The 14,819-nt window shown below is 48.3% G+C and carries 13 protein-coding genes; 8 read left to right on the plus strand and 5 right to left on the minus strand.

The genetic code is table 11. The features are described 5' to 3' along the window. Positions 1-31: 31 nt before the first annotated feature. The 3 genes from ACYQ2N_RS06900 to ACYQ2N_RS06910 form a co-directional block, all read right to left on the minus strand. On the minus strand, positions 32-817 hold the full coding sequence (locus ACYQ2N_RS06900) for an ABC transporter permease (RefSeq protein WP_459998406.1): 786 nt from the start codon (positions 815-817) through the stop codon (positions 32-34). Next, a complete protein-coding gene (locus ACYQ2N_RS06905; RefSeq protein ID WP_459998407.1) occupies positions 807-1,799 on the minus strand; it encodes an ABC transporter substrate-binding protein in 993 nt (330 codons plus the stop codon). The genes ACYQ2N_RS06900 and ACYQ2N_RS06905 overlap by 11 nt, the downstream gene beginning before the upstream one ends. Before the next feature lie 197 nt (positions 1,800-1,996). Further along, complete coding sequence (locus tag ACYQ2N_RS06910; protein WP_459998409.1) at positions 1,997-2,812, minus strand: DUF6385 domain-containing protein; 816 nt, start codon at positions 2,810-2,812, stop codon at positions 1,997-1,999. A 139-nt stretch (positions 2,813-2,951) separates the two neighbouring features. Between ACYQ2N_RS06910 and ACYQ2N_RS06915 the strand changes: the two genes are divergently transcribed. From ACYQ2N_RS06915 to ACYQ2N_RS06925, 3 genes are read left to right on the plus strand one after another with little or no spacing between them, the layout of a single operon-like run. Continuing rightward, positions 2,952-4,973 (plus strand): glycosyltransferase, encoded by a 2,022-nt coding sequence (locus ACYQ2N_RS06915; RefSeq protein WP_459998411.1) that lies wholly within the window; start codon positions 2,952-2,954, stop codon positions 4,971-4,973. A 31-nt stretch (positions 4,974-5,004) separates the two neighbouring features. Continuing rightward, a complete protein-coding gene (locus ACYQ2N_RS06920) occupies positions 5,005-6,954 on the plus strand; it encodes a glycosyltransferase (RefSeq protein ID WP_459998412.1) in 1,950 nt (649 codons plus the stop codon). After that, complete coding sequence (locus tag ACYQ2N_RS06925; protein WP_459998413.1) at positions 6,951-8,075, plus strand: glycosyltransferase; 1,125 nt, start codon at positions 6,951-6,953, stop codon at positions 8,073-8,075. Before ACYQ2N_RS06920 ends, ACYQ2N_RS06925 begins: the two co-directional genes overlap by 4 nt. Positions 8,076-8,118: 43 nt before the next feature. On the opposite strand, the gene ACYQ2N_RS06930 is transcribed toward ACYQ2N_RS06925, so the two are convergent. Beyond that, positions 8,119-9,210, minus strand: a complete 1,092-nt coding sequence (locus ACYQ2N_RS06930; protein WP_459998415.1) for a DUF6385 domain-containing protein — start codon at positions 9,208-9,210, stop codon at positions 8,119-8,121. A 225-nt stretch (positions 9,211-9,435) separates the two neighbouring features. On the opposite strand from ACYQ2N_RS06930, the gene ACYQ2N_RS06935 reads away from it, so the two are divergent. Together ACYQ2N_RS06935 and ACYQ2N_RS06940 are read left to right on the plus strand one after the other, a co-directional pair. Further along, positions 9,436-9,750: a peptidoglycan-binding domain-containing protein gene (locus ACYQ2N_RS06935; RefSeq protein ID WP_459998416.1), complete on the plus strand. Its 315-nt coding sequence runs from the start codon at positions 9,436-9,438 to the stop codon at positions 9,748-9,750. Positions 9,751-9,764: 14 nt separating this feature from the next. Continuing rightward, positions 9,765-10,052 carry a glycosyl hydrolase family 18 protein gene (locus ACYQ2N_RS06940; RefSeq protein WP_459998418.1) on the plus strand — a complete coding sequence of 96 codons (288 nt, stop codon included), beginning with the start codon at positions 9,765-9,767 and terminating at the stop codon, positions 10,050-10,052. A gap of 285 nt (positions 10,053-10,337) precedes the next feature. Here ACYQ2N_RS06940 and ACYQ2N_RS06945 read toward each other — a convergent pair whose 3' ends face one another. Beyond that, the gene (locus ACYQ2N_RS06945) at positions 10,338-10,706 is read right to left on the minus strand and encodes a hypothetical protein (protein ID WP_459998419.1); all 369 of its coding nucleotides are present in this window, start codon (positions 10,704-10,706) and stop codon (positions 10,338-10,340) included. Positions 10,707-10,896: 190 nt separating this feature from the next. Between ACYQ2N_RS06945 and ACYQ2N_RS06950 the strand changes: the two genes are divergently transcribed. From ACYQ2N_RS06950 to ACYQ2N_RS06960, 3 genes are read left to right on the plus strand one after another with little or no spacing between them, the layout of a single operon-like run. Next, the gene (locus tag ACYQ2N_RS06950) at positions 10,897-12,468 is read left to right on the plus strand and encodes a spore germination protein (RefSeq protein WP_459998420.1); all 1,572 of its coding nucleotides are present in this window, start codon (positions 10,897-10,899) and stop codon (positions 12,466-12,468) included. Between the two features lie 3 nt (positions 12,469-12,471). Then, positions 12,472-13,560, plus strand: coding sequence for a GerAB/ArcD/ProY family transporter (locus ACYQ2N_RS06955; protein WP_459998421.1), 1,089 nt, complete (start codon positions 12,472-12,474; stop codon positions 13,558-13,560). After that, positions 13,553-14,773, plus strand: coding sequence for a Ger(x)C family spore germination protein (locus ACYQ2N_RS06960; protein WP_459998422.1), 1,221 nt, complete (start codon positions 13,553-13,555; stop codon positions 14,771-14,773). Before ACYQ2N_RS06955 ends, ACYQ2N_RS06960 begins: the two co-directional genes overlap by 8 nt. The last annotated feature ends 46 nt before the right edge of the window (positions 14,774-14,819 follow it).

Here is a 14,819-nt window from a genome sequence, read left to right on the forward strand (position 1 = left end):
TGACTTTGACTTGCAAGCTTTAAGAAGGTACTCAAATCGTCATACCCCATTTTTTTACCGTTGCTTTTTCTAAGCGGTTTAAAATCAAGTCCTCGACCAAGACCCCGATCAGGATGATCACAAAGATTCCGGCAAACATACCCGCCGTATCCATGAACACTCTGTTGGTAAAGATGAACCAGCCGATCCCGCCGGTTCCGCCTGCCGCCCCAAACACCATTTCAGCTCCGATCACGGCCCGCCAGGCTCGGGCCCAACCCGTCTTTAGACCTGCGATAAAATAAGGGAGGGCTGCCGGAATCATAATATGCATGGCGATTTGCACAGAACCGAGCTCATAGTTTTGCCCGACTTGCTTATAGATCTTGGGAATAGACTTAAAGCCAATCAGTAGGTTTAAAAGCAAAGGCCAGATCACGGAATGAACAATGATGAAAATGACCGAATTGGCTCCGGTGCCAAGCCAGAGAATAATTAAAGGAAGCAAAGCGAGCCCCGGGAGAGGATGGGCAATCGCTAAAAGGGTTTCTACCAGCCCTTCAACTATCTTAGATGCAAAGCCCAGTACGGATAAAACAACGGCAAGAACTAAAGCGATGACAAACCCTTCTAATATCAATTTCAACGTGTAAACAACTTGCTTAAGCAGGTTGCCATTGAGGATAGAATGATAAAGCGCGGAAAAAATCTGTTCAAGCGAAGGAAAGATTAAAGGGGAGTACTTGCCGCTGTGTGCGACCACTTCCCAGAGAACAAGCAACAAACAAATCCAGAAAATGCGCTGGATGTATTTGTGTTGTACAAACTTAGTTTTCATAATTCACGTCTTCCCACAACACGTCCTGGCTCTGCTTTATCGGTTTGGTTAGATATCCGTTACGAACCATGAAGTCCGCGAACTGAGGAATACCTCTAACCTTAGTGCTATATTCCGTATCCTCATAGGTTAAATATTTGAGAACTTCTTCTTGCGACAGCTTATAGTCTGCTGCTAAAATCTCCGCTGCTTGTTCCGGATTATTTTGGACAAAGGCTACCGCTTCAGCAACGGCTTCCACAAATGCTTTATACACCTCAGGGTTATTGTCATGCAGCTTCTTCGTAGCCACTCCCACAATGAAAGAAAAATCCTTCCCCATCGCTTCCTGACCGCTCAATAATTGATGCATCTCTTTATTCTCTAACTCTTTAGATAAGTAAGGCATGGCTGTAAAATGAGCGGTAATGTCTTTCTTAGCCAAAAGCGCATTCATGCCATCCGGATGGTTCATTGTCACCAGAAGGTTGTCGAGCTTCTTGGCATCCCCAAGCTCTCTTTCCGCCGCCATCGCCAGTAAGATATGCTGAACACTCCCAGGCTGAGGCAGGGCGATGCGGTCGCTGGTCGTAAAATCCTTCAGCGATTTGATTCCCTCCTTAGAGGTTACAAGCCCTACCGGACTTGAAGACAACCCGGTGGCTATCTTCCAGTCCATACCCTTGTCCCACCCAATTAAGAAAGGCGGGATGGCCATAAACCCGGCGTCAACTTTTCCGGCCAGCATCCCTTCCCGAATTTCCGTGGTATTGCTGAGTTGATGCCATTCCACCTGGATTCCCGGCAGCTTCTGCTCCAGGATCTTTTTTTCTTTAACGATTTGCAAAGGCGCATACGCTATCCCATACTGTTCGGCGATCGAGATTTTCGGGCTTGCTGCTTGCTGCCCCCCTTGAGAGCCACAGCCGCCCAACACAAATGTGATTATTAGTGCAAATATGAGAACAGAAAACCATCTCTGCCTTTTATTCAAATCAACCATAGTTAATCTTTCCCTTCCTTCATTTGGTCATTAACATATATTACTTCGGCACCAAACAGCAGAAATCCTTTTTTGAAATTGAAACAGATAAAGAGCATAAGAATTATACAAAAATTCAATCTAAAACCTAAAGCTCGGGCATAATGTCCGAGCTTTAGGTTCCAAACTTTCTCTTTTAGTAAATTAATTACCTGCGCTTATATTTGCCCTTGGAAAAAAATATTGAGAGTAACGGCGCTTGCTGCATTAACCGCACTGTAATAGAGCCTGGCATACTTCAAGAAAGTTGTAGCAACCAAAGTTGCAAGAGCGTTTTGATTAATCGTAACCGAACTGCCCTCATCCGCCCATATTGCCCCATCCGGGCTGGTCTGCAGTTTTACCAAAGCTTGAGCATTGGCGGCAAGGGACTGATTCGTCACGCCAAAGGTCCAGGTGCGCACCCCTAACACAGTATAGGTTGTATCCGCGCTCCCGGCCGTATCTGTAAAGTTGGCCCGCGTTGCCGAAACATCTGTTGTGGCAACTGCCATTGCCAAACCCGGTGACGTAATCAATAAGCCATTAGTCGGAGGGGTGATTGCCAAGCCTGCCGCCGGAGCGGTCACAGTGAGTCCGTTCGCCGGAGCAGTGACCGCCAGTCCTGTGCTTGTAATCGTAAGCCCGTTAGTAGGAGGAGTAATCGCCAAGCCTCCCGCCGGAGCAGTAATAGACAGTCCTGTGCTTGTAATCGTGAGCCCGTTGGTCGGAGGAGTGATTGCCAAGCCTCCCGCCGGAGCAGTAATAGCCAGCCCTGTGCTTGTAATCGTGAGCCCGTTGGTCGGAGGAGTGATTGCCAAGCCTCCTGCCGGAGGAGTGATTGCCAAGCCTCCCGCCGGAGCAGTAATAGCCAGCCCTGTCGAGGTAATGGTTAAGTTACCGCTTGAATCCGTGTTAAATGGAACATTGTTATTCCCGAAAATTTTTACGCGCGCCTGGTCAGGCGAATCCTGAAAGATCTTAAAATTTGACATTAACTTTCTCCCTTTCAAACTAATTTCGGTTTGTCCCGTGCTAATACCATAATATTCCACTAGATACCGGAAAGTTTACTTTTCCGTCACATATATTGGATATATAGCGTAAAACTGTGACAGGAAATAAGGGAGAATTATGACGGCGAAAATCAGCTTATGTATGATTGTTAAGAACGAAGGGGCTAACCTTGCCCGCTGCTTAAACAGCGTGAACGGCATCGTGGACGAGATAATAATCGTTGACACCGGTTCCACCGACAATACCACCCACATAGCTCTCGATTACGGAGCACAGGTTCATTTCCATCCATGGACAGATAATTTCAGTGATGCGCGCAACGCTTCCTTAGAATTGGCCACCGGGGAGTGGATTCTGTTCTTGGATGCAGACGAAGAGTTAGATCCTGGCAGCGGCGAGGCCTTGCACCACATAACCTCTCCTGATCGGGCCGACCCTGGGATAGAGGGTTGCTTTGTGAAAATCATTAATTACGTTGGCAACGAGGGCTGGGTTGAGACATGCCCCGACTTGGTCTTTCGCCTCTTCCGCAATCGACCCGACTACCGGTTTCGCGGCGCGATTCATGAACAAATTGTGGATGTTATTTTAGAGAGAAGCAGAGAGGCCAGGTTTACGATTGCTGAAGGGATCTCCATTATTCATTATGGTTATTTAGATGGAGAAGTCCGTGCCAAAAACAAAAAGAATAGGAATCTAGGTATTATTCAAACAGAACTGGAAGCCCACCCGCACAACAGATTGTTAAGATACCATTTTGGAGTGGAACTGTTCCGCGCGGAAAGATACGCCGAAGCAGCCCAAGTATTTACCCAAGCTGCCAACGGTATAGATCCCAACACAATTTACCTCCCGAAATTGTTGCGTTACCTCGTTCTCTCTCACCAAGCAGCAGGGCAACTGCACCAAGCCCTTGAGACAGCTCTGCTGGGCCTTAGGTTTTTTCCGGATTATGCTGATCTCCACTATTATGCCGGTCTTGTTTATCTGGACCTCAAGCAATACGGAGCAGCGGAAAAATCCTTGCAGCAAGCCGCGTCCATGCCTGAACAACCGCCCCAGTACGCATCATTCGGGGGCATGCGCGGATTTCGGGCCTATTACCAGCTCGGGAAAATTGCGGATACTTTCCTGCAGTTTGAAGAAGCGCTTAAGTATTATATCTTAAGCCTCCGTGACAATCCGCAATTCACCCCTGCTCTCGAATGCATTGTTCAAATTCTTAAACCCCACAAATATCCACAGGATACCAAAGAGAGCCTGGATAAAATTTGTGAGTTTTGCACACCTGAGGCCAACCGGATGATTGGAGAAATCTATTTTCGCCACGGCGCTTATGCTCTGGCCCTGGAACATTTTGAACGCATGACAGAACACCCTGCTGCAGATGCTACCCTCCCCTCGGAAATACGTTTATGGAAAGCAATCTGCCTTATCCAGGAAGGACGGCATTTAGAAGCTTTGCGGCTTATCGAAGAATTCTCGGCTACCAGCCCTCTGTACCCGTTGGCTAAGCTAAACAAGCTCCTCTCTTTTTGGCTCCAAGGCAGACCACAGAAAGTGCGGGCTTTGTATAAGGACCTTGAGACCCTAGGTCTGGCCGAAGACACGCGCACAGTCTTAAGTCTTTTTTTGGCGCACCCTAAGCCTTCCCCCAGCGCAAAAAAACAAAGAGGTGCCCACGCTTTAACCTTAGGATCAGACGGCCTAGCCCTGCTCGCGGACATCATTCAACGTTTGCTCGCGCTGCATGAGGTAGAGCGGGCAGACTTCCTGCTCGCGCAAGTTCAGCCCGCAAGTCTAGCCCCCAAAAATGTGGAGCTTGCCAAGCTTTATTACGATTATGATCAGGAGCCTAGAGCCATAGACCTCCTTGCAAAACATCTATCCTTCTTCCCGGACGATGCTGCGGCACACTTCCTCCTGGCCGAGGTTAACCACAAGTGCGGGAATTACCCGGAATCTGAGCAGCACTACCGCTATGCGGTGGAATTAAATCCGCATGAGCCCCGCTCCTATGTGCGTCAAATCGAGCTTTATCAAGACTGGCAGCAAAGAATCTTGGCTGAGGCCAGACAGAAATACCCTGACAGCGAAGTCCTGCGCCAATTAGCTGCACGCCTTGAAACCAACAATTAACAGAAATGTCCCCCAGGGAGGCCTCAGACACGTGAACAAGCCCACCATCACCTTAACCATGATCGTGCGCAACGAAACCCTATTCCTTAAGAACTGCCTGCGCAGTGTGAGCGGTCAAGTTGACGAGATCATAATCGTCGATACCGGCTCAAGCGACAATACCATGGACATTGCGCATGACTTTACAGAGAAAGTATTCAGTTTCCCCTGGCAGGAAGATTTTAGCGCCGCTCGCAATTACGCCCTTCAAATGGCAACCGGGGACTGGATTCTTTCCCTGGACGCAGATGAAGAACTGGTTTGGCTGACAAGCAATGAACAACCCTTAAAAAATCTCATTGTCCAAAACCCTACCATTGAAGCTTTTCTGCTGCCCCTGGACAATCCCATTTCTAATAGTGGGGAATACAACCGTTATTGCGTGCTGCGGTTATTTAAAAACAACGGAAAATACCGGTTTAAAGGCAAAATTCACGAGCAGATCAGCGTAAGTAAGCATGAAGTGGTAAGCATTGCCGAGGAACCCCTAATTCGTCATAACCTCCTTGTGGGCAGAGAGCATAACCGAAAAAGAGGGCGCAACCTTGCCCTCTTAAAAAAAACGATAGCCGAGGACCCTGACAACAACTTCCTTAAGTATTACCTTGGCCTTGAGTGGTTAATGCTAGGGAAGCCTACGCAAGCCCTTCCTCTCTTACAAGAAGCCTACCGGAACCTTACAGATGAATACCTGTTTTTCCGTGCTCCTGCCCTGCGTCACCTCCTAATTTGCTTGCATGCTTTAGGCAGGTATGATGAAGGAATCTGTCTCTGTCTGGAAGCTGACTTCCGCTATCCGGAATATACGGACATTTATTATCTGGCTGGAATTTTCTTTGAAGAAATGCATGAGTATACCCTGGCCGTTAAGTGGTTCGTTCAGGCTCTCAAAACCGGGAACCCCCCGGCTGTTTTCAGCCACATGAACGGTTCGGAAAGCTTTCTTGTCCGCTATCACTTGGGACATTGTTATGAAATGCTGGGCATGCTCGAACAAGCACACCTGGAATACGAACAAGCCCTGGCACTAAATCCCAATTACATTTACCCAGTCTATAACCTTTTCGCGATCACGCTCTTAAAGTCTGGACCCCGGCCCACGTTCGAATATTTTATGGACAAAGGAATCCTCAGCACAGCCCCTCACAGCCGAAATTTGGATTTCTGTTTGACAGTTGCTAACTTATTCCATATCTCGGGCTACCCCGACCTGGCCCGGCAATTCCTTGAAAGGCATTACCTTACGGTGGATGCTTACTCTAAACTCGGGTTACCTCAGCCCAAGCTTGATGAATTATCCTTTTCGCTCGCGAAATATAGTGTCCTTTCCGGATATCTGGCTGAGGGCAAAGGCCATCTTCGCAAAATAACTGAGACTAGCAGTTTTTATCCAAGAGCCTTGCGTGTGGGCGCACTAGCTGACCTGTTGTCAGGCGACTACCTCGGAGCACGAAATCTGGCCCTTAAACTTTGGGCAGGCAGGCCCACCCGCTGTGAGGCCTACATTCTTTTAGCCCTAACCCGCCTGCTCCCAAACCATGGTACAACAACCCGCCCCTCCCCCCACCAGATATGTGGGACCAACGTAGCAGAACAGGCCATGAACCTGCTTGACGAGTTAGGCAGCTTCCTCCCGAACTATCATTTTTATATACAAGAACCCTTGTCATCGCAACCGCCTCCCTGCAAACCTTACAAATCCTGCAAATCTCCGCAGTCCCGACCATTAACAGCCGGTAACACAATCGGGATTAACCGGCATTACGCCCGTTTGCTGGAAACACTGACCTCATTCATACTCACTCTCCCGTCAGCCGAGGTGAATTCAGAGCGTGTCAGAGGAACCGTCCCTTTGACACCGGTCGAATATTATCAGCAGAAAGCCCTGGCTTTAGCACAGTTGCTAGCCCACAAATTTGGTTATAAAGGCGAACTCATATGAAAAATGAACCAACAGTTGCTCTATGCCTAATTGTTCAAAATGAAGAAGAATTTATTCTGTCCTGCCTTAAGAGCGTCAAACAGGTGGTCGATGAATGCATTGTCATCGATACAGGCTCGTCAGATGAGACTAGGAGGCTGGCTGCCGAGGCCGGAGCAACAGTCTTTAATTTTTCCTGGTCCGGCGATTTTGCAGAGGCACGTAATTTCGCGCTCACACAAGCTAATTCAGACTGGGTTTTGGTGCTGGATGCTGATGAAACCCTCGAGCCCGTAAGCAGGGAAGCATTCCAAGATCTGCTCTCCGCACCCGCAATTGAGGGGTATTTTGTGCGGATTAAAAACCTGGTGGGTTCAGGCGGTGAGGCAACCTGGGATGAGGCCGTCCGCTTGTTCAGAAACAAACAGACTTACCGTTTTACAGGGGCTATTCACGAGCAAGTAGCCACTTCAATCTTGAACCTCAACGAGGGGCAAGGCCTCGCTCATGCTCCCCTGGTCATTCTGCACTACGGTTATCTGGATCACCAAATAGCTGAGAAGAACAAATTCGTACGCAACACGCAAATCCTTAAGCGCGAACTCAAACACAACCCAGATGATCCGTTCCTTTTATACTGCCTGGCCTTGGAATATTACCAACAAAATGAAGTTGCCGAGGGCTTGGCTTGCTTGGAAAAGTCTCTGTTACAGTTGCATGGCAAGGAGGGGTATTTCGAGCACACCCTTTATAGTTTGGCCTGGGGTCTTCTTTATCTGGGGAAGATTGAACAACTTATTGACTTCATCACTAAATCCCTGCAGATGTTTCCCAACCAAGCAGGCCTGTTGCTGCTTAGGGGCATAGGATATCTTTGCCGGAGCCAATACCAACAAGCGTCTCAAGACCTTGACCAAATGCTTGTGAAAGCTGACGTCCGGACTGTTCCACACGCTGAAGCTCATACCCGGACACCTGTGCTCGCTTACCTAGGTTTAATCCGCGCTGAACTCTCAGTCACGGCCAAACTCATAGAAAAAGGATTTAACCCTGACTTCTTTCCTATTTCAAGAAGGGCCCAGGAACTCCTGCAAGATCTGCTTGTGCTGACAGCACCCCTTCTGTCCGGCCCTCAGCAATGATCTCAGAGTTTAACATCTCGGAACAGGTCTAACGAACAGAAATCTAGCCCTGAGCCTGAAACCATATTTTAAGCGGCGTGGGGGAGCCTGCCCGGCACACCAGCCGATTAAAACGCAGAAAACATGTAGGTACTAAAACCTCAAGGTTCCCCGGCACCACCTCTTTCTCCGGAGTGTCCGTTTTCCAGCTGTACCCGTCCGGACTAATCTCTATCTTGACCAAAGCGGAAACTGACCCGTTGTTATAAACTGCATACGAAAAAACGGACAAAGTCGAAATGTCCCAGATATTCGTCACCACCGGACTTAGTCCGGCAATTAGAGTATCTACACTCTCCTGGTACAGACGCCCCGCAATCTGGACCATCGTCCGACCGTCTGTCGTCGTAGCCACCGGAAGCTCCCCGCTGCCATACACCCTTACTCCGTCACGGATAGGAGTCAAATTCCGGATATCGCTTGTCACCGTAGCATGAACATCGACTGGAATGGGAACTGAACTTATGACTTTTACATATACCGGCTTTTGAATCTGGCCAATACTGTCAACCTGTCTCACGTACAGTTGGCCTTTTTCATCAAGTCTAAGCACACGCGGCGGATATAGGCGGCTAGCCGCAACCCCGTGTATAGTCAACTTGCCTGCACCTAAAATCCCAATTTCCAGGCGCAAGCCCCCGGTTCCCGCCGGCGTGGCAAATACACGGCTGAAAGTTTCCTGTTCACTGCCAGGCATAAATGAAAATATTTGCTGACTAACGGCCCCCAAATACACCTTCAAATAAGACTTAACTCCCGCCGGTTCGGTCTCAAGCATAAGGTCTGCCTGCCAGCGCTGTGCTTCCCCGGCCTGGATCGCAGTATCCAGCGCTTGGATAATCCCGGCCTTGGGACCGGACGGATGCTCAATGGCCAGAGCCCGCGGCCCCTGGGGCGGCCCCAACCAGCTCCAAGAGGTGCTGCTATCCCCTCCTGTCCGCCCCCAACCATCGGGAAAATCTGTTGAAACGTGTTCTTGTGCCAGCAGGAAATCTCCATTATATACTTCGTTAGATACTTCGTTAGATACTTCGTTAGATACTTCGTTATACACCTGCTTGGATACCTCGCTATATATCTCAGGCTGTATGCCCATAATTTGTACCCCTAACCCACGGAACTTCCTCATATATTATAGTGGATTAAAGATATTTCAGTTAACAAAGTAATTCAAAAATATTCTATTAATACTCCTTGTGCTAAAAGGCAACAGTCCTTTGGCAACCGAATTCACTATTGCCCCTAATCCGACATATGATGTTAGACAAATACAAGAGCCTTCTACTTAAAACTTTGTCTAATTGAGTTAGGAGTGACGGTAATGAGAACCTTAAGACGAGGATCACGGGGTACGGATGTCCAAGAACTTCAAGTTTTGCTTCAAAGACTGGGCTATAATCCCGGACCGGTCGATGGCATATTCGGTGCAAGAACTGAACAAGCCGTCATCCAATTTCAGCGGAACAACGGCTTAGTACACAAATTTACAGGCGCGGAAGATAGTGCTATTCTTGCCTTTGCCCGTACACACGGAATGAATATAATCCCGCTTATCTCCAATAATTTTAGCAGCGAACTGATATCAACTGTGCATAACGACCCAGTTCGGCGGCAAAACCATACAATAATATTGTAAATAAAGTCACACAAATGAATTATACCGGGATCGACATTAACTATGAGAATTTATTCGTCAAGGACAAGGATATTTTCGTTACTTTTATCCAGGAACTTAAATCTGCCTTTGCCGCCATGGATAAGCAGTTAATTGTAACGGTACATGCTAAGACAGACCCCACTGGGATTTGGAGTGGTGCGGAAGCTCATGATTACATCGGGATAGGCCAAGCCGCAGATATCGTAAGGATTATGGGCTATGACTATCACTGGTTTGGCATGGACCTATTGCCCCTGCGAATTGGGTGGATGCGGTGTTAGTCACGAAGTCTGGTTTACCGATGCCACATCGTTCATAACCCTGTTAGATTTGGTGAACAAGCATGCTCTCAATGGCATCTGTCTCTGGCACCCCGGCGAAGAAGATCCGAAGATTTATGATGCTATTCGGGCAAAGCTGTGAGCCTGTTGAATTACCCGGTAGATCCGACTAAGGTAATTGTCTGGCCCTTAGTAATATTTTGACTTGAGGATACAAGAAGTTTGCATAAAAACACGGCAAGTGTAATCACCTGCCGTGTTCTACATGTTTTTATACTGCCCTAGTTATTTCGAAGAGTTAAACTTCCCGTTGAACTGCCCCATCATTTGATTCATCTTCGCTACATTTTCAGCCCCAATTTGCGCTTTCAGTTCGCGGTCCGAATTCATTAGAGACTGCATGCGGCCAAAGTCCTGAGACTGCATGGCCTGCTGCATATCCGGAGAACTGTGCAAGTCTTGCATAGCCTGAGAACTCATGAACTCTTGTTGCTCAGCCGGAGAAAAGTTTTGATTCATGAGAGTCTGCATTTGTGAGAACCAACCGCCGCCCAGGTCTTGGGACGAGTCTGCCAGGGCCGGAAAGGCAACCAATCCTACAGCCAGAAGAGACGTTCCAACGATAGCCACAATTTTCTTATTAAGTTTTTTCATTTTGAATGTACCTCCTCAGATTTGCGGGAATACTTTTGCCCGCTGTTATTTTGTTTACAGTCCTAATATACGCATTGCTTAAGATTATCTCATGAATAAACTTTGAATTTTTAATGAATAAATCCAATTCATATTAAAAATACCGTTCCTGCGCATACTATAATGATTAAGCTTCAGAGGAGCGATCAGTGTGTTCCGCAGGTTCTTGCAAATGCGTAAAGCTAGTAAAAAGCCAAGCTTCCCCGCCCAAATAACCGGCCGCACTTCCCGTAGCCCTTCTAGCCAGGCGCTTCCTTCTGATTTCGATGAAGCAATCACTGCAATCCAAGCAGCACTTGGGCACAGCTCCGACCTTTATGTACATAGGTTCCAGGCCTTTACAGGAGATACCGACTGTGCCTTTATCTATCTTAAGTCTTTCATAGACCTGGAATTCCTTAACCATTTCGTGCTGTCCCCCCTGCAACAGCTTGCCGACCTGCCTGCGGATATGGAACAGCTTATGAAAGTTTTGCCCTATGCCAGGGCTAAAGTATCAACCTCCCGCGCAGAATGCGCTCAGGCTGTTTCCCGGGGAGAAGTAGTCCTGCTCATCTCCGGTCTTAAATGCGCTCTTACCCTTCCCTTAAAAAAGTACGAGCAAAGATCTCTGACTGAACCCCAGAATGAAAAAGTGGTCCAGGGGCCACGGGATGGGTTTGTGGAGTCTATTTGGTCTAATATCGGGATACTCAGACAAAGGATAAAGAACCCGGATTTGAGGTTTGAACTGATAACCCTAGACACCAGGACTTCCGTTGAATTAGGTATCGTATACATAGAAGGAATAGCCAACCGGAAAATAGTTGCCGAGGTCAGGAGTCGGCTTACGCGTATTAAGATCGACAGATTGTTGGCCACGGGCTCTGTTAGCGAAATGATTACAGACTCGCCCCTGTCTCCTTTTCCAACCCATCAAGTGACCGAGCGGCCGGACCGTCTTACCTCTGCCCTTTTGGACGGCCGCATCGGGATTTTCCTTGATGGAACGCCAATCGTGATGATCGCTCCGGCAGTCTTCTGGGACTTCCTCAAGTCTCCGGATGATTATAACGAGAACCCCTACTTTACCAGTATTGTTCGTTTGATCCGCCTGTCCTCCCACTTGGTAACGCTTTTGCTTCCTGGATTCTATCTCGCAGTTACAACCATCCATCTCGAAATGCTCCCCCATTCTCTAGCAGTGATTATAGCAGGAGCCCGCACCCGTACCCCGTTTCCCACCGTCGTCGAATTACTGACCATGGAGCTTATGATCGAAGTCTTACGGGAAGCAGGGCTGCGCATGCCCGGTGCTTTCGGGCAAACGCTAAGTATCGTTGGGGCTCTCGTCATTGGAGAATCAGCGGTTACGGCTGGCCTCATCGAACCCATCATTGTGGTGATCGTTGCTTTTTCAACCCTTGCCTCTTTTGTCGTTCCCGGGTACAATGCCGCGATTTCACTGCGGGTCTTGCGCTTCCCCCTCATTTTGTTAAGTTCCATCTTAGGATTTTTCGGTCTCCTCCTGGGTGCCATGTTCTACCTCATGCACTTGGTCAGCCTGCGTTCCTTTGGGGTTCCTTATTTTGCTCCCGTAGCACCGCTCTTTCTCAAAGACATGCGGGATATGTATGTTCGACTCCCTTGGTGGAAGCAATCCCAGCGTCCAACTTACTATAGACCGGAAGACCAAATCATGGAAGGCCCTCAGCAGAAGCCGGGGCCTGAGAAGGAGCCCTAAAATATGTTTATGGAGAAAATTTCTTCCCGTCAGTTTATGTGGTTAATCATTACCGTCAGTATTGCTTCTTCCACGATCGTGGTACCGGCGATGGTCATCTTCTATGCCAAACAAAATTCCTGGCTGGCGCTCATTTTGGCAACAGGGGCCATTCTGGCAGGCCTCATGTTAAATCTGAGCTTAGTCAGGGAATTCCCCGGGCAAACAGTGGCTCAGTACGCTCAGATTCTGCTCGGAACTTGGCTGGGCAAACTTGTCGGTCTTTTCTATGCCCTGGCTTTTCTGTATCTGGTCGGGATCTGCCTAAACTTTGTCGCGCGTATGTTTACGATTGCCGTGATGCCTGAAACACCCCTCTGGCCCTTCGTCACTGGTCTTACCCTTCTGTCTGTTTACAGTGCCTGGCTGGGACTTGAACCGATTGCCCGGGCCAACGACCTGGTCTTACCCGTTACCGTGCTTTTTCTTCTTATCATTCTTATGCTGGCACTCCCTGAGGGTAAAATCTATCAGGCTTTGCCGACAACTCAAATAAATTTTGCCGAAATCCTCAGGGGGAGCTATCCCATGGCAGCCTGCTTAAGTGAAGTGTTTTTCATTCTAACTCTGGCCCCTGCCCTCAACAAACCGGAAGAACTAAAGTCTGCCACCGTAAAAGGAATACTGCTTGCCGGTCTCTTCCTCACAGTGATTACGCAGACACTTGTGGCCGTACTCGGTGTATTCCGGGCTTCAGTTTACCTTTTTCCGCTGATGAGAATTAGCCAGGAACTTATCATCCTGGAAGTGTTTGAAAAATTTGAACCCCTGGTCCTCTCAGGCTGGATTATTATTAATTCAGTTAAAATGGGTCTATTTACTTATCTTTTCGCCCTCACGGCTGCCCACACTTTTAACAAGAAGACCTACAAACCCTTTCTCCTGTTCGCCCTGTTTGTCATCCCTTTCCTTGCTCTTACTCCCAAAAGTATTGCTGAGACCATGCAATTTTGGACAAACCTAGTAAGTTTTCAGTACCTGCTTCCAACCGCTTTCTTGTTCCTGCCCGGAATCCTGCTCATTATCGCTAAGGTGAAACATCGCCATGTCTAAACGTTCCTTAAGCTTAGCCTTAATCCTGGTTCTGTTAACCTTAACCGGGTGCTGGAATCGAATAGAACCTGAGCAATATGCCTGGCTGACTTGGGTTGGCCTCGACACAGCCGCAGGTGGCAAGATCCAAGTAACCGTAGCTGTTTCTCCGCCGTTAAGTCCGGTTCCAACCGGGGCTGCCCAACCTGAGAAACTCCTGCTTTATTCCTCAGCCACGGGAGACACCTTATTTGAAGCTGTGCGCGAGATCAATGCCCATTTGCCCAAGCGCCTGTTCTGGTCTTACCTCGAAGCCGTCTTCATTAGCGAAGATTTAGCACGGGCCGGGGTAGAGCAGCATCTTGATGCTCTCTTTCGCAATGTGAGAGTCCGCAAAAACGCCTGGGTCTTCATTACGAAAGGACCGACAAGTCCCCTTTTCCAAATCAATCCGCAAATTGAGAAGAACCCTATGGATTTAATTGATTCTTTGGTCAGGGCAGAAGCAGGTTTTCTGGGCAATAGCCGGGTCATCAGGCTCAAGGATCTCCATCGTGAAATGTTTGACCCCGGTCTTGACCCAGTTGTTAGTGTCCTGAGGATTTGGGATCAGAAACAGAAGGAACTCATTCCTCCCGGAGCGGAAGTTCCTAAAGAGAGCGAGCTGGCGCTTAACGGCAGTGCCGTGCTGCGGGGAGATAAATTAGTAGGGTGGCTGACCCCGGATGAATCCCAGGTCTATCTCCTGGCCAAAGGGGAAATGAAAACAGGCTTAATCGTTGTCCCCCACCCCGACAACCCCAACAACCGGGTGGGAATTGAGGTTATCCGGGGTAATGCCAAGTTAAAACCACAAATAAGCGGCGACCAGGTCAAAGCTAAAATCACCATCAATGTTAAGGGCAAACTGGGAGACCAAGTCTTCTATGAACCCGGGCGTGCATTAGAAACTCCCAACGAGGATCCCACATTCTATCGCCAGTTGGGCGAAGCCCTGGAACAGAAAATCAAATCTGAAGTGGAAGAACTTCTGACTAAATCCCAAACAGAATTCAATGCGGACATTCTGGGGGTCGGAGAGCGCCTGATGTACCGTTATCCCAAAGATTGGGAGCAAGTCAAATCTGAATGGCGGGAGCTCTATAAAGAAGCCGTGCTTGAAGTAGAGGTTAAGGTCAACATTACTTCGTCCAATATTATGCATTCCCGCGTTCCCCACGATGATGAGGATTAATTTTCGGTTCGAGTTCAATAGATTGCGGTTTTTCATCTGAATTGAG

This window comes from Paradesulfitobacterium aromaticivorans (assembly GCF_054657415.1).